At 62.2% G+C, this 18,434-nt stretch carries 15 protein-coding genes and 2 pseudogenes; 9 read left to right on the forward strand and 8 right to left on the reverse strand.

All coding sequences use genetic code 11. The features are described from left to right. Positions 1 to 113: 113 nt before the first annotated feature. Positions 114 to 662 carry a DNA-3-methyladenine glycosylase I gene (locus JFY56_RS11890; protein WP_208313962.1) on the reverse strand — a complete coding sequence of 183 codons (549 nt, stop codon included), beginning with the start codon at positions 660 to 662 and terminating at the stop codon, positions 114 to 116. Positions 663 to 756: 94 nt separating this feature from the next. Between JFY56_RS11890 and glyQ the strand changes: the two genes are divergently transcribed. From glyQ to JFY56_RS11910, 4 genes are all read left to right on the forward strand, one after another. After that, the gene (glyQ, locus tag JFY56_RS11895) at positions 757 to 1,704 is read left to right on the forward strand and encodes a glycine--tRNA ligase subunit alpha (RefSeq protein ID WP_208313963.1); all 948 of its coding nucleotides are present in this window, start codon (positions 757 to 759) and stop codon (positions 1,702 to 1,704) included. Further along, entirely contained in the window at positions 1,704 to 3,758 is a 2,055-nt protein-coding gene (gene glyS, locus JFY56_RS11900; RefSeq protein WP_208313964.1) for a glycine--tRNA ligase subunit beta, read from the forward strand. Before glyQ ends, glyS begins: the two co-directional genes overlap by 1 nt. Positions 3,759 to 3,835: 77 nt before the next feature. Continuing rightward, the gene (gmhB, locus tag JFY56_RS11905; protein WP_208313965.1) at positions 3,836 to 4,366 is read left to right on the forward strand and encodes a D-glycero-beta-D-manno-heptose 1,7-bisphosphate 7-phosphatase; all 531 of its coding nucleotides are present in this window, start codon (positions 3,836 to 3,838) and stop codon (positions 4,364 to 4,366) included. 9 nt (positions 4,367 to 4,375) lie between these two features. After that, a complete protein-coding gene (locus tag JFY56_RS11910) occupies positions 4,376 to 5,134 on the forward strand; it encodes a lysophospholipid acyltransferase family protein (protein ID WP_208313966.1) in 759 nt (252 codons plus the stop codon). A gap of 791 nt (positions 5,135 to 5,925) precedes the next feature. On the opposite strand, the pseudogene JFY56_RS11915 reads toward JFY56_RS11910, so the two are convergent. The 7 genes and pseudogenes from JFY56_RS11915 to dnaA form a co-directional block, all read right to left on the reverse strand. Next, positions 5,926 to 6,576: pseudogene (locus JFY56_RS11915) on the reverse strand (DEAD/DEAH box helicase); the annotation flags it as partial. A 33-nt stretch (positions 6,577 to 6,609) separates the two neighbouring features. Beyond that, positions 6,610 to 6,897 (reverse strand): type II toxin-antitoxin system RelE family toxin, encoded by a 288-nt coding sequence (locus tag JFY56_RS11920; protein WP_208313967.1) that lies wholly within the window; start codon positions 6,895 to 6,897, stop codon positions 6,610 to 6,612. Next, the gene (locus JFY56_RS11925; protein ID WP_208313968.1) at positions 6,887 to 7,126 is read right to left on the reverse strand and encodes a type II toxin-antitoxin system RelB/DinJ family antitoxin; all 240 of its coding nucleotides are present in this window, start codon (positions 7,124 to 7,126) and stop codon (positions 6,887 to 6,889) included. The genes JFY56_RS11920 and JFY56_RS11925 overlap by 11 nt, the downstream gene beginning before the upstream one ends. Before the next feature lie 422 nt (positions 7,127 to 7,548). Then, positions 7,549 to 9,969, reverse strand: a complete 2,421-nt coding sequence (gyrB, locus tag JFY56_RS11930) for a DNA topoisomerase (ATP-hydrolyzing) subunit B (RefSeq protein ID WP_208313969.1) — start codon at positions 9,967 to 9,969, stop codon at positions 7,549 to 7,551. A 3-nt stretch (positions 9,970 to 9,972) separates the two neighbouring features. Next, positions 9,973 to 11,075 (reverse strand): annotated as a pseudogene (gene recF / locus JFY56_RS11935) (DNA replication/repair protein RecF). 10 nt (positions 11,076 to 11,085) lie between these two features. Beyond that, positions 11,086 to 12,192, reverse strand: coding sequence for a DNA polymerase III subunit beta (gene dnaN, locus JFY56_RS11940; protein ID WP_208313971.1), 1,107 nt, complete (start codon positions 12,190 to 12,192; stop codon positions 11,086 to 11,088). Between the two features lie 37 nt (positions 12,193 to 12,229). Continuing rightward, positions 12,230 to 13,792 (reverse strand): chromosomal replication initiator protein DnaA, encoded by a 1,563-nt coding sequence (dnaA, locus tag JFY56_RS11945; protein ID WP_208313972.1) that lies wholly within the window; start codon positions 13,790 to 13,792, stop codon positions 12,230 to 12,232. Positions 13,793 to 14,332: 540 nt separating this feature from the next. Between dnaA and rpmH the strand changes: the two genes are divergently transcribed. From rpmH to mnmE, 5 genes are all read left to right on the forward strand, one after another. Next, positions 14,333 to 14,467, forward strand: coding sequence for a 50S ribosomal protein L34 (gene rpmH, locus JFY56_RS11950; protein ID WP_003100258.1), 135 nt, complete (start codon positions 14,333 to 14,335; stop codon positions 14,465 to 14,467). Between the two features lie 14 nt (positions 14,468 to 14,481). Next, positions 14,482 to 14,889, forward strand: a complete 408-nt coding sequence (rnpA, locus tag JFY56_RS11955) for a ribonuclease P protein component (protein ID WP_208313973.1) — start codon at positions 14,482 to 14,484, stop codon at positions 14,887 to 14,889. Next, the gene (gene yidD, locus JFY56_RS11960) at positions 14,882 to 15,130 is read left to right on the forward strand and encodes a membrane protein insertion efficiency factor YidD (protein WP_208313974.1); all 249 of its coding nucleotides are present in this window, start codon (positions 14,882 to 14,884) and stop codon (positions 15,128 to 15,130) included. The genes rnpA and yidD overlap by 8 nt, the downstream gene beginning before the upstream one ends. A 2-nt stretch (positions 15,131 to 15,132) precedes the next feature. Next, a complete protein-coding gene (gene yidC / locus JFY56_RS11965; protein WP_208313975.1) occupies positions 15,133 to 16,875 on the forward strand; it encodes a membrane protein insertase YidC in 1,743 nt (580 codons plus the stop codon). A 64-nt stretch (positions 16,876 to 16,939) separates the two neighbouring features. Beyond that, positions 16,940 to 18,307, forward strand: a complete 1,368-nt coding sequence (mnmE, locus tag JFY56_RS11970) for a tRNA uridine-5-carboxymethylaminomethyl(34) synthesis GTPase MnmE (protein ID WP_208313976.1) — start codon at positions 16,940 to 16,942, stop codon at positions 18,305 to 18,307. Positions 18,308 to 18,434 lie beyond the last annotated feature (127 nt).

Consider the following 18,434-nt stretch of genomic DNA (forward strand, 5'->3'; position numbering starts at 1 on the left):
AGATTGAAAGGGAGCTAGTTTAACCGGTCGGGAGCCGTAGGGCGGGTGCAACCCGCCGGGATTGGGAATGGCGGGTTGCACCCGCCCTACGAAATTTGTTCCACGTGGAACACTCAGCTCAATTGCGCATACCGATCGCAGTCGACGGTGTGGTCCATCACCATCCCGCTGGCCTGCATGAACGCATAGCAGATGGTCGGCCCGACGAAGGTGAAGCCGGCCTTCTTCAACGCCTTGCTCATCGCCTCGGCCTCCGGTGTCACCGCCGGCACGTCGCCGCGACCGCTGAAGTGGTTGATCTTCGGTTCACCGCCGACGAACGACCAGAGCAGTTCGACCGGGTCCGGATGAGCCAGCCAGGCGCGGGCGTTCTGCCGTGCAGCCTTGAGTTTGGCAAAGTTGCGGATGATGCCGGGGTCCTGCATGCGCTCCTCGATCTCCTCGTCGCTCATCCGCGCCACGCGCTCGACGTCGAAGCCGAACAGCACCTCTCGGTAGCGCTGGCGCTTCTTCAGCACGGTGATCCATGACAGCCCGGCCTGGAATCCCTCCAGCAGCAGGAGTTCGAACAGCGCCTGCGGATCGCGCTGCGGCACGCCCCATTCGGTGTCGTGGTAGTCGATGTACAGCGGATCGTCGTTGCACCAGAAGCAGCGTGGCATAAGGCTTTCCGTATGGTCGGGCGGGGGAGTGGGGAGTCCCGCACATGGGGTATACTCCGGCGTTTTACGTCGAATCCCAGCACAGGTGAAATCCGTGAGCCAGACTACGCCCGCCGTGCGCACCTTCCAAGACCTGATCCTTGCCTTGCAACAGTACTGGGCAGAGCAGGGTTGCGTGGTGCTGCAGCCCTACGACATGGAAGTAGGCGCCGGCACCTTCCACACCGCCACCTTCCTCCGCGCCATCGGCCCGGAAACCTGGAACGCCGCCTACGTGCAGCCGAGCCGCCGTCCCACCGATGGCCGCTACGGCGAGAACCCGAACCGCCTGCAGCACTACTACCAGTTCCAGGTCGTGCTGAAGCCGAACCCGGAAAACTTCCAGGAACTGTACCTCGGCTCGCTGAAGGCCATCGGCATCGACCCGCTGGTCCACGACATCCGCTTCGTCGAGGACAACTGGGAATCGCCGACCCTCGGCGCCTGGGGCCTGGGCTGGGAGATCTGGCTGAACGGCATGGAAGTGACCCAGTTCACCTACTTCCAGCAGGTCGGCGGCATCGAGTGCTACCCGGTCACCGGCGAGATCACCTACGGTCTGGAACGCCTGGCCATGTATATCCAGGGCGTCGACTCGGTGTACGACCTGATCTGGGCTGACGGCCCCTTCGGCAAGGTCACCTATGGCGATGTGTTCCACCAGAACGAGGTGGAGCAGTCGACCTACAACTTCGAGCACGCCAACGTGCCGAAGCTGTTCGAGCTGTTCGACTTCTACGAGAGCGAAGCCAACCGCCTGATCGAGCTGGAGCTGCCGCTGCCGACCTACGAGATGGTCCTCAAGGCCTCCCACACCTTCAACCTGCTGGACGCCCGCCGCGCCATCTCGGTGACCGAACGCCAGCGCTACATCCTGCGCGTCCGCACCCTGGCCCGTAACGTGGCGCAGAGCTACCTGCAGGCCCGCGCGCGCCTCGGCTTCCCGATGGCCACCGCCGAACTGCGTGACGAAGTACTGGCCAAGCTGAAGGAGGCCGAATAATGAGCGCGAAGGATTTCCTGGTTGAACTGGGCACCGAAGAGCTGCCACCGAAAGCGCTGAAGAGCCTCGGCGAAGCCTTCCTTGCCGGTATCGAGAAGGGTCTGAAAGCCGCCGGCCTCGGCTATGCCGCCGCCCGCTGCTACGCCGCTCCGCGTCGCCTAGCCGTGCAGATCGACCAGCTCGCCGTGCAGCAGCCGGACCGCAGCGTGAACCTCGACGGCCCGCCGCTGCAGGCCGCGTTCGACGCCAACGGCAACCCGACCCCGGCTGCCCTCGGCTTCGCCAAGAAGTGCGGCGTCGACCTGGAGCTGATCGACAAGAGCGGTCCGAAGCTGAAGTTCAGCCAGACCATCGCCGGCCAGCCGGCCGTCGGCCTGCTGCCGGGCATCGTCGAAGCCTCGCTGAACGAGCTGCCGATTCCCAAGCGAATGCGCTGGGCCGCGCGCCGCGACGAGTTCGTCCGTCCGACCCAGTGGCTGGTGATGCTGTTCGGTAACGACGTGGTCGACTGCGAGATCCTTGCGCAGAAGGCCGGTCGCGAGTCCCGCGGCCACCGCTTCCACAATCCGGACAACGTGCTGATCACCAGTCCGGCCAACTATCTGGAAGACCTGCGCAGCGCCCACGTGCTGGCCGACTTCGCCGAGCGCCGCGAGCTGATTTCCAAACGCGTAGCCGAACTGGCGGCGGAGCAGAAGGGCACCGCCATCGTCCCGCCGGCGCTGCTCGACGAAGTGACCGCGCTGGTCGAGTGGCCGGTCCCGCTGGTCTGCTCCTTCGAGGAGCGCTTCCTCGCCGTGCCGCAGGAAGCCCTGATCACCACCATGCAGGACAACCAGAAGTACTTCTGCCTGCTGGACGCCAACGGCAAGCTGCTGCCGCGCTTCATCACCGTGACCAACGTGCAGAGCAAGGCGCCGGAGCACATCGTCTCCGGTAACGAGAAGGTCGTGCGTCCGCGCCTGACCGACGCCGAGTTCTTCTTCAAGCAGGACAAGAAGCAGCCGCTGGATCAGTTCAACGAGCGCCTGAAGAACGTGGTGTTCCAGGCCCAGCTCGGTACCGTGTACGAGAAGGCCGAGCGGGTTTCCGCCCTGGCCGCGTTCATCGCCGAACGCATTGGCGGTGTCGCTACCAATGCCGCGCGTGCCGGCATCCTCTCCAAGTGCGACCTGGCCACCGAGATGGTCGGCGAGTTCCCGGAGATGCAGGGCATCGCCGGCTACTACTACGCGACCGCCGGCGGTGAAGCGGAAGACGTCGCCCTGGCGCTGAACGAGCAGTACATGCCGCGCGGCGCCGGCGCCGAGCTGCCGACCACCCTGACCGGCGCTGCCGTGGCGGTGGCCGACAAGCTCGACACCCTGGTCGGCATCTTCGGCATCGGCATGCTGCCCACCGGCAGCAAGGACCCGTACGCCCTGCGTCGCGCCGCCCTCGGCGTGCTGCGCATCCTGATCGAGAAGCAGCTCGACCTCGACCTGGCCCAGGCTCTGGACTTCGCCATCGCCCAGTACGGCGACAAGGTGAAGGCCGCCGGCCTCGCCGAGCAGGTGCAGGACTTCGTCTTCGACCGCCTGCGTGCGCGTTACGAGGACGAAGGCGTGGACGTCGCCGTGTACCAGGCCGTGCGCGCGCTGAAGCCGACCGCGCCGCTGGACTTCGACCAGCGCGTGCAGGCCGTGCAGGCCTTCCGTCAGTTGCCGGAAGCCGAAGCCCTGGCCGCCGCCAACAAGCGCGTGTCGAACATCCTGGCCAAGGCTGAAGGCGAGGTTCCTGCCTCGGTGAACGCCGGCCTGCTCTCCGAGTCCGCCGAGAAGGCCCTGGGCAGCGCCGTGGCGACTGCCGAAGGCGAAGCCGCTCCGCTGGCCGCTGCACGCGACTATCGCACCGCCCTGGCCCGCCTGGCGGCCCTGCGTGCGCCGGTGGATGCGTTCTTCGACGAGGTACTGGTCAACGCCGACGACAGCGCCGTCCGCGCCAACCGCTACGCGCTGCTGGCCAAGCTGCGTGGGCTGTTCCTCGGCGTGGCGGATATCTCGCTGCTGGGCTGATCGACCACGGCAAGCCGGAAGCCCGACGCGGTTCGCCGTTGCGGGTTTCCGGCTTTTCCATTTCTGGCATTGGACCAATGAAACTACTGATCCTCGACCGCGACGGCGTCATCAATCTCGACTCCGACGAGTACATCAAGTCCCTCGACGAGTGGATTCCCATCCCCAGCGCCATCGCCGCCATCGCCCGCCTGAGCAGGGCCGGCTGGACCGTGGCGGTGGCCACCAACCAGTCCGGTATCGCCCGCGGCTACTACGACCTGGCGACGCTGGAGAGCATGCACGCGCGCCTGCGCCAACTGGTGGCGGAGCAGGGCGGCGAAGTCGGCCTGATCGTCCATTGCCCGCACGGGCCGGACGACGGCTGCGATTGCCGCAAACCGAAGCCGGGCATGCTGCAGCGGATCGGCGAGCATTACGGCATACCGCTCGCCGGTGTATGGTTCGTTGGCGACAGCCGGGGTGACCTCGACGCTGCCCTGGCCGTCGATTGTCAGCCCGTGCTGGTAAAAACCGGCAAGGGCCAACGTACCCTGGAGAAGCCCTTGCCGGAGGGCACCCTGGTATTCGACGATCTCGCCGCGGTCGCCACCCACTTACTGACCTGAGGATTTCCAGTGCAGGCCATCAGAACCGTTCTTTACTACCTGCTGCTGTCCATCAGCGCGTTCGTCTGGGGCACTCTCAGCATCTTCATCGCCCCGCTGCTGCCGTTCCGCGCGCGCTACCGCTTCGTCGTGCAGACCTGGTGCCGCTTCGCCGTCTGGCTGACCCGGGTCATGGTCAACGTACGTTACGAAGTGCGCGGCGTGGAGAACATTCCGGAGCGCCCCTGCGTGATCCTCTCCAACCACCAGAGCACCTGGGAGACCTTCTTCCTTTCCGGCTACTTCGAGCCGCTGAGCCAGGTGCTCAAGCGCGAGCTGCTGTTCGTGCCGTTCTTCGGCTGGGCGCTGGCGCTGCTCAAGCCGATCGCCATCGATCGCAGCCAGCCCAAGGTGGCGCTCAAGCAACTGGCCAAGCAGGGCCATGAACGCCTGCAGCAGGGTGCCTGGGTGCTGATCTTCCCGGAAGGCACGCGCATCCCCGCCGGCGAGCCGGCCAAGTTCTCCCGCGGCGGTTCGGCATTGGCGGTGAACGCCAGCCTGCCGGTGCTGCCCATCGCACACAACGCCGGCCGTTTCTGGCCGAAGAACGGCTGGGCCAAGCACCCGGGCACCATCCAGGTCGTCATCGGCCCGCTGATGCAGCCGCAGGGCGAGGGTCCGCGCGCCATCGCCGAGCTCAACCAGCGTGCCGAGAACTGGGTCAACGATACCCTGCGCGGCATGGGCGAACTGCCCGCGGTGGAGACGCTGGTGGCGAAGGCTTCCTGATTCTCCAGGCACAAAAACAGAAGGGCCCGAAAGGGCCCTTTTTGTTTTTCGCGAGTGATCGGGGGTTGCAGGTAGGGCGGGTAGGGCGGGTGAAACCCGCCGCAATACCGCCGCGCTTTGGCGGGTTGCACCCGCCCTACGGAGCAGGAGCGCAAAGGAAAAACGATCTGGTTGGGTGGCCTGCAGAACCAGACCGCCAGAAAGCACTGAGGGGAGCCGAAGCTCCCCTCAAATAATCACTGCTTTGTTCTTCTTGTTGATCGACTTGTTGTTGTTGTTATCGATCCGACCCCATCCGGGGTTTCAAAGGCAAACGTATTTTTTTGGATGTTGGCATTGCCGTCGTCACCAGGTGACTCGATCGAAGCCAGAGCTACTTCAGTAGTCTTGTTCTTCTTCGCTCGACCGCCGGGATAAACCCGGAACCGCAAACCCGCTCCAAAAAAATATGTTTGCTTCTTCTCTGGCCTGTTGTTTTTGTAGTTGTCAGAGTCGAAATGCTTTTTTGTTGGTGCGTTATTGTTCTTGTTGTGTCGTCTATAAAGCACTCTGCGTGCCAACTTTTAAATATACTTTAAAATCAATAACTTAGTATTTCGGCCTGATCTCAAGAGCCTCGATTTGGGGCGCTACCTGTTTCCTTCCCACCCGGCCACGCTACCCGCAGGTAACACCCTGCTACATCTCCCACCCCCACCTCTGCCGGTAACAACCGCTTTTTACCTGGCCCGGCGCTGCTGCTTTCCCGTACGTCGAAGGTCTCTCCATCCGTCGCCGACTTCGAGGGCTTGTCAGTCCCGCGGCAGAAGCTCCATAGCGCTGGATGGATCAGCAAACCCATATCCCATAGCCTTGTAACCAGCCTGGCGCTTGCTCCACATGCGCAGCAACGCCGGGTGCCCGGAGTCAATGAAATCAATGATGCGAACATCCGCCTTGTCCGCATGCTCCCGATGCAGACGGCCTGCATACTGCTGAAGGGTACCCTTCCAGGAAACCGGCATGGCCAGAACCAAGGTATCCAGAGCTGGATGATCAAAACCCTCGCCGACCAATTTTCCTGTTGCCAGGATCACCCGCGGCGCATCAGGTGGTAATACAGCCAACTCGCCGATAAGCGCGGTGCGTTGCTTCTTGGACAGCCGCCCATGCAAGGTGAACAGATTACGAACCCTCCCGACCAGTTTCTCCTCAATGGAGCTGAGATGATCTGTTCGCTCAGTCAGCAGCAGGATCTTTCGCCCCTGGCCAAAAGCCGCTTCGACCTCGGCAACAATTTTGTCTGTTCGCTCCGTGTCGCTGCACACCTGCATGAAGACATCCTGGATACCGGCACCACCAGGCATGACGATGGGGCGAAGCAACCACTGCGGCACCACGACCAAATCAGCTGGAGCACTCTCGGGCCGAGCCGCTGTATGGCGAATAGGCCCGCATTGCATTGAAGCCAGACTCTACCTGACACAGACAAGCGACTACTTGAGCCGCTCGGCAGCCTTACGGTACACCTGCTCACGCTCTCGCCGATCCACCGCCACTACAAACACTACGACTTCGTGGTCGATTACCTGGTAAACCAACCGGTAGCCACTACTACGCAACTTGATCTTGTAGCAGTCCGGTAGCGAATGGAGGCGGTTGGCCTCGATGCGTGGATTGACCAGCACCTCCGCAAGCTTTTTCTTGAACTGCTGGCGAATGGTATCCCCCAGCTTTTGCCACTCCTTCAGTGCCCGCGCATCGAATTCAAGGCTATAGGTCATCCAGCGCAACCTTTACGCGCTGGGGAGCGGCCAGGCGCTCGCGAACCGTGGCGATGAGAGCCTCATCTTCTTCGGTCATCAGCACTGGGCGAAAAGGCAGCTGACCACGCTCGGCCACATACTGCAGGGCTTGGCGCATCAGCTCGGAAGGAGTGACGCCGAGCCTTTCTAGTTCACGGTAAGCCCGGACTTTAAGCTCGTCGTCGATACGGATATTGATGGAGGCCATGGCAACTGACACCTGTAATGACATTCGTCATTACGATGGCATCCCTGCGGCTGTTTGGCAACCAGTCCGTGACCAGAGAGCTGAGAATAGGCGTACAAGCTACTTCTCAAGCCAGCGATATAAGGCATCCACCACATAGTCATGCGCTCAGAACCAGGCGTATTCCGGGCACAAAAACCATGAAGCCTCAATGAATTCAACCTTCAACAGGATGAAGAAACAGCCGGAATCGTTGAGGAGTACAAGACCAAGCATCGCCTCACGGAAGCCTTCTTGGTTGACTGGCAAGCCACTCAGTAACTCTTCCAGCACTCAGCAAAAAGCCCCTGCTGATTAGGCATCAGCAGGGGCTTCGACTTTCATGCTACTGGCCAATAACTTTGGCCGAAAGAGCAAATAACTTTTCCCACCTACAGTCAGGATCAGACGTCCAGGTTGGATACTGCCAGGGCGTTGCTTTCGATGAAGTCGCGGCGCGGTTCCACGGCGTCGCCCATCAGCGTGTTGAACAGCTGGTCGGCGGCGATGGCGTCCTCGATGGTCACCTTGAGCATGCGGCGGACGTTCGGGTCCATGGTGGTTTCCCACAGCTGCTCCGGGTTCATCTCGCCCAGTCCTTTGTAGCGCTGGATGGTGTGGCGCTTGGTGGTTTCGTTCATCAGCCACTCCAGCGCTTCCTTGAAGCTGCCGACCGGCTTCTTGCGCTCGCCACGCTGTACGTAGGCGCCTTCCTCGAGCAGATTGTTCAGTTGATCGCCGAGGGAGGTGACGCTGCGGTAGTCGTTGCTGGCGAAGAAGTCGCGGTTGAAGGTGACATAGCTGGACAGGCCGTGGGCGACCATTTCCACCTCGGGCAGCCACAGGTGGCGCTCGCGGTCTTCGCGCAGGCTGGCCTTGTAGGTCAGGCCGGACTTCTCAGCGCCCTTCAGGCGCGCTTCGAAACGCTCCAGCCAGGCGCGCATGGCGGCCTCGTCACCCAGCTGCTCTTCGCTGATGCGCGGCAGGTAGACCAGGTGCTCGGTCAGGTCCTGCGGGTATACGCGCGAGAGGCGGGCGAGGGTGCGCATCACACCACGGTACTCGTTGACCAGCTTCTCCAGCGCCTCGCCGGACAGGCCCGGGGCGCCTTCGTTGACGTGCAGGCTGGCGTCCTCCAGGGCCGACTGGGTCATGTATTCCTCCATGGCCACGTCGTCCTTGATGTACTGCTCCTGCTTGCCTCGCTTCACCTTGTACAGCGGCGGCTGGGCGATATAGATGTAGCCGCGCTCGACCAGCTCCGGCAGCTGACGGAAGAAGAAGGTCAGCAGCAGGGTACGGATGTGCGAACCGTCAACGTCGGCATCGGTCATGATGATGATGTTGTGGTAGCGCAGCTTGTCGATGTTGTATTCCTCGCGGCCAATACCGCAGCCCAGCGCGGTGATCAGGGTGCCGACCTCCTGGGAGGAAAGCATCTTGTCGAAGCGCGCCTTCTCCACGTTGAGGATCTTGCCCTTCAGCGGGAGGATCGCCTGGGTCTTGCGGTTGCGGCCCTGCTTGGCAGAACCGCCCGCGGAGTCACCTTCCACGATGTACAGTTCGGAGAGGGCGGGGTCCTTCTCCTGGCAGTCGGCAAGCTTGCCGGGCAGGCCGGCGATATCCAGCGCGCCCTTGCGGCGGGTCATTTCGCGGGCCTTGCGCGCGGCCTCGCGGGCACGGGCGGCGTCGATCATCTTGCCGACGACGGCCTTGGCCTCGTTGGGATTCTCCAGCAGGAAGTCGGCGAAGTGCTTGCCCATTTCCTGTTCCACCGCGGTCTTCACCTCGGAGGAGACCAGCTTGTCCTTGGTCTGCGAGCTGAATTTCGGGTCCGGTACCTTCACCGAGATGATCGCGGTCAGGCCTTCGCGGGCATCGTCACCGGTGGTGGCGATCTTGTACTTCTTCGCCAGGCCCTCGGATTCGATGTAGTTGTTCAGGTGACGGGTGAGGGCGGAGCGGAAGCCCGCCAGGTGGGTACCTCCGTCGCGCTGCGGGATGTTGTTGGTGAAGCAGAGGATGTTCTCGTTGAAGCTGTCGTTCCACTGCAGGGCGACTTCCACGCCCACGCCGTCCTCTTCACGCTGAATGTTGAAGTGGAAGACCTGGTTCACCGCGTTCTTGTTGGTGTTCAGGTATTCGACGAATGCGCGCAGACCACCTTCGTACTTGAACAGCTCTTCCTTGCCGGCACGCTCATCCTTCAGCACGATGCCCACGCCGGAGTTGAGGAACGACAGCTCGCGGATGCGCTTGGCCAGGATGTCCCAGCTGAAGTGAATGTTGTGGAAGGTTTCCGGGGAGGGCTTGAAGTGGACCTCCGTGCCGGAGCCTTCGGTATCGCCTACCGGGCGCAGCGGGAACTGCGGAACGCCGTGGTGATAGATCTGCTCCCAGACCTTGCCTTCACGACGAATGGTCAGCCGCAGCTCGTGGGAGAGGGCATTCACCACCGACACGCCCACGCCGTGCAAACCACCGGAGACCTTGTAGCTATTGTCGTCGAACTTACCGCCGGCGTGCAGCACGGTCATGATGACCTCGGCGGCAGAAACCCCTTCTTCCTTGTGGATATCCACCGGAATGCCGCGGCCGTTGTCACGTACGGTGATCGACTCATCGGTGTGAATAGTGATGGAAATTTCGCTGCAGAAGCCTGCCAACGCCTCGTCAATGGAGTTGTCCACCACTTCGAAGACCATGTGGTGCAGACCGGTGCCATCGTCCGTGTCACCAATGTACATGCCCGGACGCTTGCGCACCGCGTCCAGTCCCTTCAGCACCTTGATGCTGGAAGAGTCGTACGTGTTGTTCTCGCTCATTCTTCACTCCCGATGGTAGTGTCCTGAGAGACTCTTCCATGTTCCACGTGGAACATGGATACCGGCGTTTCCGTTCGCCAGCCGTCCTTCAATAGTTGCGGGTCCACGCAGGTGATGAATACCTGGCAACCCAGATCTTCAAGCAATCGACACAACGAGCGTCGATGCTTCTCGTCCAGTTCCGAGGGCAGATCGTCCACCAGGTAGACGCATTGCCCGCGTTTGGCTTGATTGATCAGATGTCCCTGGGCGATGCGCAGGGCGCAGACCACCAGTTTCTGCTGCCCCCGCGACAGGATTTCTGCCGCGTTGTGTCCGTCCAGGCGAATTCTCAGATCCGCTCTTTGTGGTCCAGCCTGGGTATGTCCCATCTGCTGGTCACGCAGCAGGCTGCTGGTCAAAACTTCGTTCAGGCCGCGGTCCTTGTCCCAACCGCGGTAATAGCTGAGCGTCAGCCCCTCCAGTTGGATGAGCTCCGCCAACGTGTTCTCGAAGATCGGCTTGAGCGCCTGGATATAGGACCGCCGATAGGCGTCGATTTCATCGCTCGCGTTGCATAATTCGCGGTCCCAGGCGGCCTGCAAAGCACCGTCCATTTTACCATGCCGGAGCCATGAGTTCCGCTGGCGCAGCGCCTGCTGCAAGCGTTGCCAGGCCTGCATGAAGCGCTGTTCCACGTGGAACACTCCCCAGTCGAGGAACTGCCGGCGAATCTTCGGCGCTCCCTCCAGCAAACGAAAACTGTCCGGGTTGATCAGCTGTAGCGGCAGCGTTTCCGCCAGTTGCGCCGTACTCCTTGCATTCTGCCCGTCGATACGGATCTGGAACTCGCCATCACGATCACGGGAAACACCAAGGCCGCTGGAGAAGCCATTGGACAGCAGGACCTGGCCGAAAACCGTGCAGGTCGGCTGTTCGTACTGGATGACCGGTTGCAGACGCGCACTACGGAAGGAGCGAGCCAGACCCAACAGGTGAATGGCTTCGAGCACGCTGGTCTTGCCGCTGCCGTTTTCGCCGTAGAGGATGTTGATGCGGGGAGAGGGGGAGAAGGTCACCGGGTGCAGGTTGCGCACCGCGGTGACCGAAACGCGGGTCAGGGACATTCAGTCAGCGTCAGAGCCGCATCGGCATGACGACATAGGCGGAGTCGTCGTTGTCGGCTTCCTGCAGCAGGGCGCTGCTGTTGGCATCGGACAGGATCATGCGTACCTGGTCGGTGCCCATCACGCCCAGCACATCGAGCAGGTAGCTGACGTTGAAGCCGATCTCCAGGGCGCTGCCGTTGTAGTCGACCTGCACTTCCTCTTCCGCTTCCTCCTGCTCCGGGTTGTTCGCCTGGATCTTCAGCAGGCCGCTGGAGAGTTGCAGGCGGATGCCGCGGTACTTCTCGTTCGACAGGATCGCGGTGCGGCTGAACGCTTCGCGCAGCATCTGACGCTCACCCACCACCAGCTTGTCGCCGCCTTTCGGAACGACACGCTCGTAGTCCGGGAACTTGCCATCGACCAGCTTCGAGGTGAAGGTGAACTCGCCAGTGGTGGCGCGGATATGATGCTGGCCGAGCACGATGCTGACCTCACCATCCTGATCGGTAAGCAGACGCGCCAGTTCCAGGATGCCCTTGCGCGGTACGATGACCTGGTGGCGATCCTGATGCTGCGGCACCGCGCCTTCCAGCGAGCACATCGCCAGGCGATGGCCGTCGGTGGCCACTGCACGCAGGACTCCGCCGCTGACTTCCAGCAGCATGCCATTCAGGTAGTAGCGCACATCCTGCTGGGCCATGGCGAAGCTGGTGCGGTCGATCAGGCGGCGCAGCTTGCTCTGGCCGAGGCTGAAGGTCAGCGAACCCGGGCCTTCCTCGACGGTCGGGAAGTCGTTCGCCGGCAGCGTGGACAGGGTGAAGCGGCTACGACCGGCCTTCACCACCAGCTTCTGCTCGTCGACACGGATATCGACCAGCGCATCGCTGGGCAGGCTCTTGCAGATGTCCATCAGCTTGCGCGCCGGAACGGTGATCTCGCCCGGCTCGGCAGCGTCTTCGAGCGTCACGCGGCCAACCAGTTCGACTTCGAGGTCGGTACCGGTCAGCGACAACTGCTGGCCTTCCACGACCAGCAGGACGTTGGAAAGAACCGGCAGCGTCTGGCGGCGTTCCACGACGCCAGCGACCAGTTGCAGGGGTTTCAACAGAGCTTCGCGTTGAATTGTGAAATGCATGGTCTAGTCCCTTGCCTCATGGGGCTGCGGTGCGGCCTCAGGTGGTCAGCGTACGCAGCAGGTTCTTGTAGTCCTCGCGGATGTCCGCGTCGGATTCCTTAAGTTGAGCGATCTTGCGGCAAGCATGCAACACCGTGGTGTGGTCACGGCCGCCGAAGGCGACGCCGATCTCCGGCAGGCTGTGGTTGGTCAGCTCCTTGGAGAGCGCCATGGCCACCTGGCGCGGACGAGCCACCGAGCGCGAACGGCGCTTGGACAGCAGATCGGCGATCTTGATCTTGTAGTACTCGGCGACGGTGCGCTGGATGTTGTCGATGCTGACCAGCTTGTCCTGCAGCGCCAACAGATCCTTCAGCGATTCGCGGATCAGTTCGATGGTGATCGGCCGGCCCATGAAGTGCGAATGGGCGATGACCCGCTTCAGCGCGCCTTCCAGTTCGCGCACGTTGGAACGAATGCGCTGGGCGATGAAGAACGCGGCATCGTGCGGCAGGTCGACCTTGGCCTGCTCGGCCTTCTTCATCAGGATCGCCACCCGGGTTTCCAGTTCCGGCGGCTCGACCGCGACGGTCAGGCCCCAGCCGAAGCGCGACTTCAGGCGCTCTTCCAGGCCTTCGATCTCCTTCGGATAACGGTCACTGGTGAGAATCACCTGCTGGCCGCCTTCGAGCAGGGCGTTGAAGGTGTGGAAGAACTCTTCCTGGGAGCGTTCCTTGCGCGCGAAGAACTGGATGTCGTCGATCAGCAGCGCATCCACCGAACGGTAGAAACGCTTGAATTCGTTGATGGCGTTCAGCTGCAGGGCCTTCACCATGTCGGCGACGAAGCGTTCCGAATGCAGGTAGACCACCTTGGCATTCGGATTCTTCTTCAGTAGATGGTTGCCCACCGCGTGCATCAGGTGAGTCTTGCCGAGGCCGACGCCGCCATAGAGGAACAGCGGGTTGTAACCATGCTTCAGGTTATCCGCCACCTGCCAGGCGGCGGCGCGCGCCAGCTGGTTCGACTTGCCTTCGACGAAGTTCTCGAAGGTGAAGGTGCGGTTGAGATAGCTGGTGTGCTTGAGCGCGCCTTCGACCTGCACGTTGCGTTCGGTGCGAACAGCCGGGGCCGTTACCGGCGGCAATGCCGCGGCTGCCAGCGGATCGATGCCCGGTGCGGACTCGTCGAGGTCGGCGATCGCCTGCTGCATCCCCAGTTGCATCTGCGGATGCACGGTCGGCTGAACCTCTTCCACAGGCGGCGGAACAATCGCCACTCGCGGCTGCACGACCGGTGCGGAAACCGGAGCAGGTGCCTGCGCGACCGGCTGGCCATGGCTTTGCGGTACCAGGGCGGGACGCGGGGTCCGGCTGCGGCGGCTGCCTATTAATAAGGAAAGCGCAGGAATCTGACCATTGCCCCGCTCGCCAAGCAGTTCGAGCAGGCGGCCCATGTATTTTTCATTCACCCAGTCCAGCACGAAACGATTGGGCGCGTAGACACGCAGCTCCTCTCCTTCGGCCTCGACCTGCAACGGACGGATCCAGGTGTTGAATTGCTGAGTCGGCAGCTCATCGCGGAGAAGCTCCACGCACTGCTGCCAAAGTTCCACGGACACGAATAGCCCCCAAGGTAGGAAAGCGTGGAGCGAAAAAACAAGCCGCCATTGTATCCCCACCGAGAAGACTTATCCACATGAGAAACGTGCTCCTCAGCAAGCAAAATCAAGACCTTAATGAATCCCACAGCGCGACAGAAAAGCGCATTGAGTGTTGTGGATAAAGCCTGTATGCCCTTGTTGCCAAGCCTGGCGGCAATCCTGTGGAAAAAACCTCTGTGGATAAAGAGCGAAACAATCCCCAGCTTTTCAGCGGGGGATTCACAGCCGCGACACAGCCTCCGGACAGCTTTGTGAAATCCTGGAAAGCCCATGGAACCGGGTCCTGGAGTGGTTATCCACAGATTGCGGCCTGCCTAACATTCACAAACATAACCAGCTTTTTAAAAGAGTTTCGTTTCCTGCTTTATCTATCTGCGGGACTGATTTGTATCCCGGGTTGGCTGGAAATTGACCTGCCGCGGCGTTTTCTCTAGAATCGCCCGTCTCTTTAAACGGGGTCACTGCGACCTCAAGTCGTCACTACCCAGGTACTGCATCATGAAACGCACTTTCCAACCCAGCACCCTCAAGCGCGCTCGCGTCCACGGTTTCCGCGCTCGCATGGCCACCAAGAACGGCCGTCAGGTCCTGTCGCGTCGTCGCGCCAAGGGCCGCAAGCGTCTGACCGTCTGATTTGCCTGACACAGGTGGTGAGTCGAGACTTCAGCCGGGATAAGCGTCTACTGACAGCCCGGCACTTCACAGCAGTCTTCGACTCTCCCACCGCCAAGGTTCCCGGCAAGCACGTCCTGCTGCTGGCGCGCGAAAACGATCTCGATCACCCCCGTCTAGGTCTGGTGATCGGCAAGAAGAACGTCAAGCTCGCCGTCGAGCGCAACCGCCTCAAACGCATCATCCGCGAGTCGTTCCGTCACCACCAGGAAGCCCTGGCCGGGATGGATATCGTGATCATCGCGCGCAGAGGCCTGGGCGACCTGGAGAATCCCGAGCTGCACCAGCAGTTCGGCAAGCTCTGGAAACGCCTGCTGCGCAATCGACCCCGCCCGGAAACCGACGGTGAATCCCCGGGAGGGTCCGACAGATCCCATGCGTAAACTGGCGCTACTACTGATCCAGTTTTACCGATACGCCATCAGCCCCATGATGGCCAGGCACTGTCGCTTCCACCCAAGCTGTTCCTGCTACGCGTATGAAGCCATCGAAAGCCATGGCCTCATGCGCGGCGGCTGGCTGACCCTGCGTCGACTGGGTCGCTGCCATCCCTGGCATCCCGGTGGCTACGATCCTGTACCGCCCGCCAAATCCAAGCCCTGCCCTTCCTCGATGGCCGAGTAACCATGGACATTCAACGCTCGATCCTAATCGTCGCCCTTGCAGTCGTGTCCTATATGCTGGTTCTCCAGTGGAACAAGGACTACGGTCAGCCCGAACTGCCGGCGCAAACCGCTTCCGTCAGCACCAGCCAGGGACTGCCGGACACTTCGGTGCCCGCTGCCGGCAGTGCCGATGTACCGACCGCACAGGCTTCCAGCCCCGGTCTTCCGAGCGAACAAACCGCCGCTGCCACCAGCAGCCAGCTGATCCAGGTGAAAACCGACGTACTCAGCCTGGCGATCGATCCGCGCGGTGGCGACGTCGTCAAACTGGGTCTGCTGCAGTATCCGCTGCGCCAGGATCGCCCCGACGTACCGTTCCCGCTGTTCGAAAGCGACCAGCAGCGCACCTACCTGGCCCAAAGCGGCCTGACCGGCGCCAACGGCCCGGACGCCAACCGCGACGGCCGTCCCCTGTACAACAGCGCGCAGCGCAGCTACCAGCTGGCCGACGGCCAGGACCAACTGGTGGTGGACCTCAGCTACAGCAGCAACGGCGTCAACTACATCAAGCGCTTCACCTTCCATCGCGGCCTGAAGACCGACTGCAGCGAGAAGGAAAAGGCGCAGAAGAAGATCGAGTGCATCAACGCCAATGCCTATCAGGTTGGCGTCACCTACCTGATCGACAACCAGAGCGCTCAGCCCTGGACCGGCAACCTGTTCGCCCAGCTCAAGCGCGACAGCAGCGCCGATCCGTCCTCGACCACCGCGACCGGCGTTTCCACCTACCTCGGTGCAGCCGTCTGGACCCCCGAGAAGCCCTACCTGAAAGTGTCCCCCAAGGACATGGACAAGGAGCAGTTCAAGGAATCCGTGCAGGGTGGCTGGGTCGCCTGGCTGCAGCACTACTTCGTGACCGCCTGGGTTCCGACCAAGGGTGAAACCCACCAGGTCATGACCCGCAAGGACAGCCAGGGCAACTACATCGTCGGTTTCACCGGCCCCAACCTGACCGTCGCGCCAGGCAGCAAGACCGAAACCAGCGCCGTGCTGTATGCCGGTCCCAAGCTGCAGAGCCACCTGAAGGAACTCTCGCCAGGCCTGGAACTGACCGTCGACTATGGCTGGCTGTGGTTCATCGCCCAACCGATCTTCTGGCTGCTGCAACATATCCACAGCCTGCTCGGTAACTGGGGCTGGTCGATCATCCTGCTGACCGTGGTCATCAAGCTGGCCTTCTTCCCGCTTTCCGCCGCCAGCTACCGCTCGATGGCACGCATGCGCGCGGTATCGCCGAAGATGCAGGCGATCAAGGAGCAGCACGGCGACGATCGCCAGAAGATGTCCCAGGCGATGATGGAGCTGTACAAGAAGGAGAAGATCAATCCGCTGGGCGGCTGTCTGCCGATCCTGGTGCAGATGCCGGTATTCCTCTCCCTCTACTGGGTACTCCTGGAAAGCGTCGAGATGCGCCAGTCCCCGTGGCTGGGCTGGATCACCGACCTCGCGGTGAAGGATCCGTTCTTCATCCTGCCGATCATCATGGGCGCCACCATGCTGATCCAGCAGATGCTCAACCCGACTCCGCCGGACCCGATGCAGGCCAAGGTGATGAAAATGATGCCGATCATCTTCACCTTCTTCTTCCTCTGGTTCCCGGCCGGCCTGGTGCTGTACTGGGTGGTGAACAACGTCTTGTCGATCGCCCAGCAGTGGTACATTACCCGGCAGATCGAAGGGGCAGCGAGCAAGGCATCGGCCTGATCGCCCAACCAGCCAAACGTCAGAACGCCCCCTCGTGGGGCGTTCTGCTATCTGGAGTCGCGCAATGAATGCAGCCCGTGAAACTATCGCCGCTGTAGCCACCGCCCAGGGACGCGGCGGCGTGGGCATCGTCAGGGTATCCGGGCCGCGCGCCCGGGCCATGGCCATCACCCTGAGCGGCCGCGAGCCGCAACCCCGGTATGCTCACTACGGCCCCTTCTACGCCGACGACGGCGAGGAGATCGACGAAGGCCTGCTGCTGTTCTTCCCCGGCCCCAACTCCTTCACCGGCGAAGACGTGCTCGAACTGCAGGGCCATGGCGGCCCGGTGGTGATGGACATGCTGCTGCAGCGCTGCCTCGAACTGGGCGCGCGCCAGGCCCGTCCGGGAGAGTTCAGCGAGCGCGCCTTCCTCAACGACAAGCTCGACCTCGCCCAGGCCGAGGCGATTGCCGACCTCATCGAGGCCAGTTCCACCCAGGCCGCACGCAACGCATTGCGTTCGCTGCAGGGCGAATTCTCCCGCCGGGTGCACAGCCTGACCGACAAGCTGATCCAGCTGCGCATGTACGTCGAAGCGGCCATCGATTTCCCCGAGGAAGAGATCGACTTTCTCGCCGATGGCCATGTGCTGAGCCAACTCGACGCGGTACACAGCGAGCTGGCGGCAGTCCTGCGCGAAGCCGGCCAGGGCGCATTGCTGCGCGACGGCATGACGGTGGTCATCGCCGGCAGGCCGAATGCCGGCAAATCCAGCCTGCTGAATGCCCTCGCCGGGCGCGAAGCCGCCATCGTCACTGACATCGCCGGCACCACGCGGGACGTCCTGCGCGAACATATCCACATCGACGGCATGCCCCTGCGCGTGGTGGATACCGCCGGATTGCGCAGCACCGACGACCATGTGGAAAAGATCGGCGTGGAACGCGCCCTGAAGGCCATTGGCGAGGCGGACCGCGTGCTGCTGGTGGTCGACTCCACTGCGCCCGAAGCGAGCGATCCGTTCGCCCTCTGGCCGGAGTTCCTCGACGAGCGGCCGGACCCGGCACGAGTCACCCTGATCCGCAACAAGGCCGACTTATCCACAAATACTGTCGGCATCGAGGAAAGCGCCGACGGCCACGTCACCCTCAGCCTATCGGCGCGTTCCGGAGATGGCCTGGATCTGCTGCGCGAACACCTGAAAGCCTGCATGGGCTTCGAACAGACCGCGGAAAGCAGCTTCAGCGCCCGCCGCCGTCACCTGGAAGCCCTGCGCCATGCCGGCGATCATCTCGAGCACGGCCGCGCCCAGCTGACCCTCAGCGGCGCCGGCGAACTGCTTGCCGAGGATCTGCGCCTGGCCCAGCAGTCCCTGGGCGAGATCACTGGCGCCTTCACCCCCGACGATCTCCTCGGTCGCATCTTCTCCAGCTTCTGCATCGGCAAGTGATTCGTCCACAGGCTGCCTTCGGTCTGTGGATCGCTCCTACCTGATTTCTCGCCGCAAAAGAGCCGCCTGACCGGCCTTGGCCGGCCTCCCCTCGCGCTTTTTTCCACACCGCATCAGCACCCGAATA

Source organism: Pseudomonas schmalbachii, assembly GCF_017589465.1.
Taxonomy (GTDB): Bacteria; Pseudomonadota; Gammaproteobacteria; order Pseudomonadales; family Pseudomonadaceae; genus Pseudomonas; species Pseudomonas schmalbachii.

What these genes read in the sequence shown, in the direction of transcription:
- JFY56_RS11890 (WP_208313962.1), bottom strand. Translation starts at nt 662, where the DNA reads ATGCCACGCTGCTTCTGGTGCAACGACGATCCGCTGTACATCGACTAC.
- glyS (WP_208313964.1), top strand. Translation starts at nt 1,704, where the DNA reads ATGAGCGCGAAGGATTTCCTGGTTGAACTGGGCACCGAAGAGCTGCCA.
- gmhB (WP_208313965.1), top strand. Translation starts at nt 3,836, where the DNA reads ATGAAACTACTGATCCTCGACCGCGACGGCGTCATCAATCTCGACTCC.
- JFY56_RS11920 (WP_208313967.1), bottom strand. Translation starts at nt 6,897, where the DNA reads ATGACCTATAGCCTTGAATTCGATGCGCGGGCACTGAAGGAGTGGCAA.
- JFY56_RS11925 (WP_208313968.1), bottom strand. Translation starts at nt 7,126, where the DNA reads ATGGCCTCCATCAATATCCGTATCGACGACGAGCTTAAAGTCCGGGCT.
- gyrB (WP_208313969.1), bottom strand. Translation starts at nt 9,969, where the DNA reads ATGAGCGAGAACAACACGTACGACTCTTCCAGCATCAAGGTGCTGAAG.
- dnaN (WP_208313971.1), bottom strand. Translation starts at nt 12,192, where the DNA reads ATGCATTTCACAATTCAACGCGAAGCTCTGTTGAAACCCCTGCAACTG.
- rpmH (WP_003100258.1), top strand. Translation starts at nt 14,333, where the DNA reads ATGAAACGCACTTTCCAACCCAGCACCCTCAAGCGCGCTCGCGTCCAC.
- yidD (WP_208313974.1), top strand. Translation starts at nt 14,882, where the DNA reads ATGCGTAAACTGGCGCTACTACTGATCCAGTTTTACCGATACGCCATC.
- yidC (WP_208313975.1), top strand. Translation starts at nt 15,133, where the DNA reads ATGGACATTCAACGCTCGATCCTAATCGTCGCCCTTGCAGTCGTGTCC.
- mnmE (WP_208313976.1), top strand. Translation starts at nt 16,940, where the DNA reads ATGAATGCAGCCCGTGAAACTATCGCCGCTGTAGCCACCGCCCAGGGA.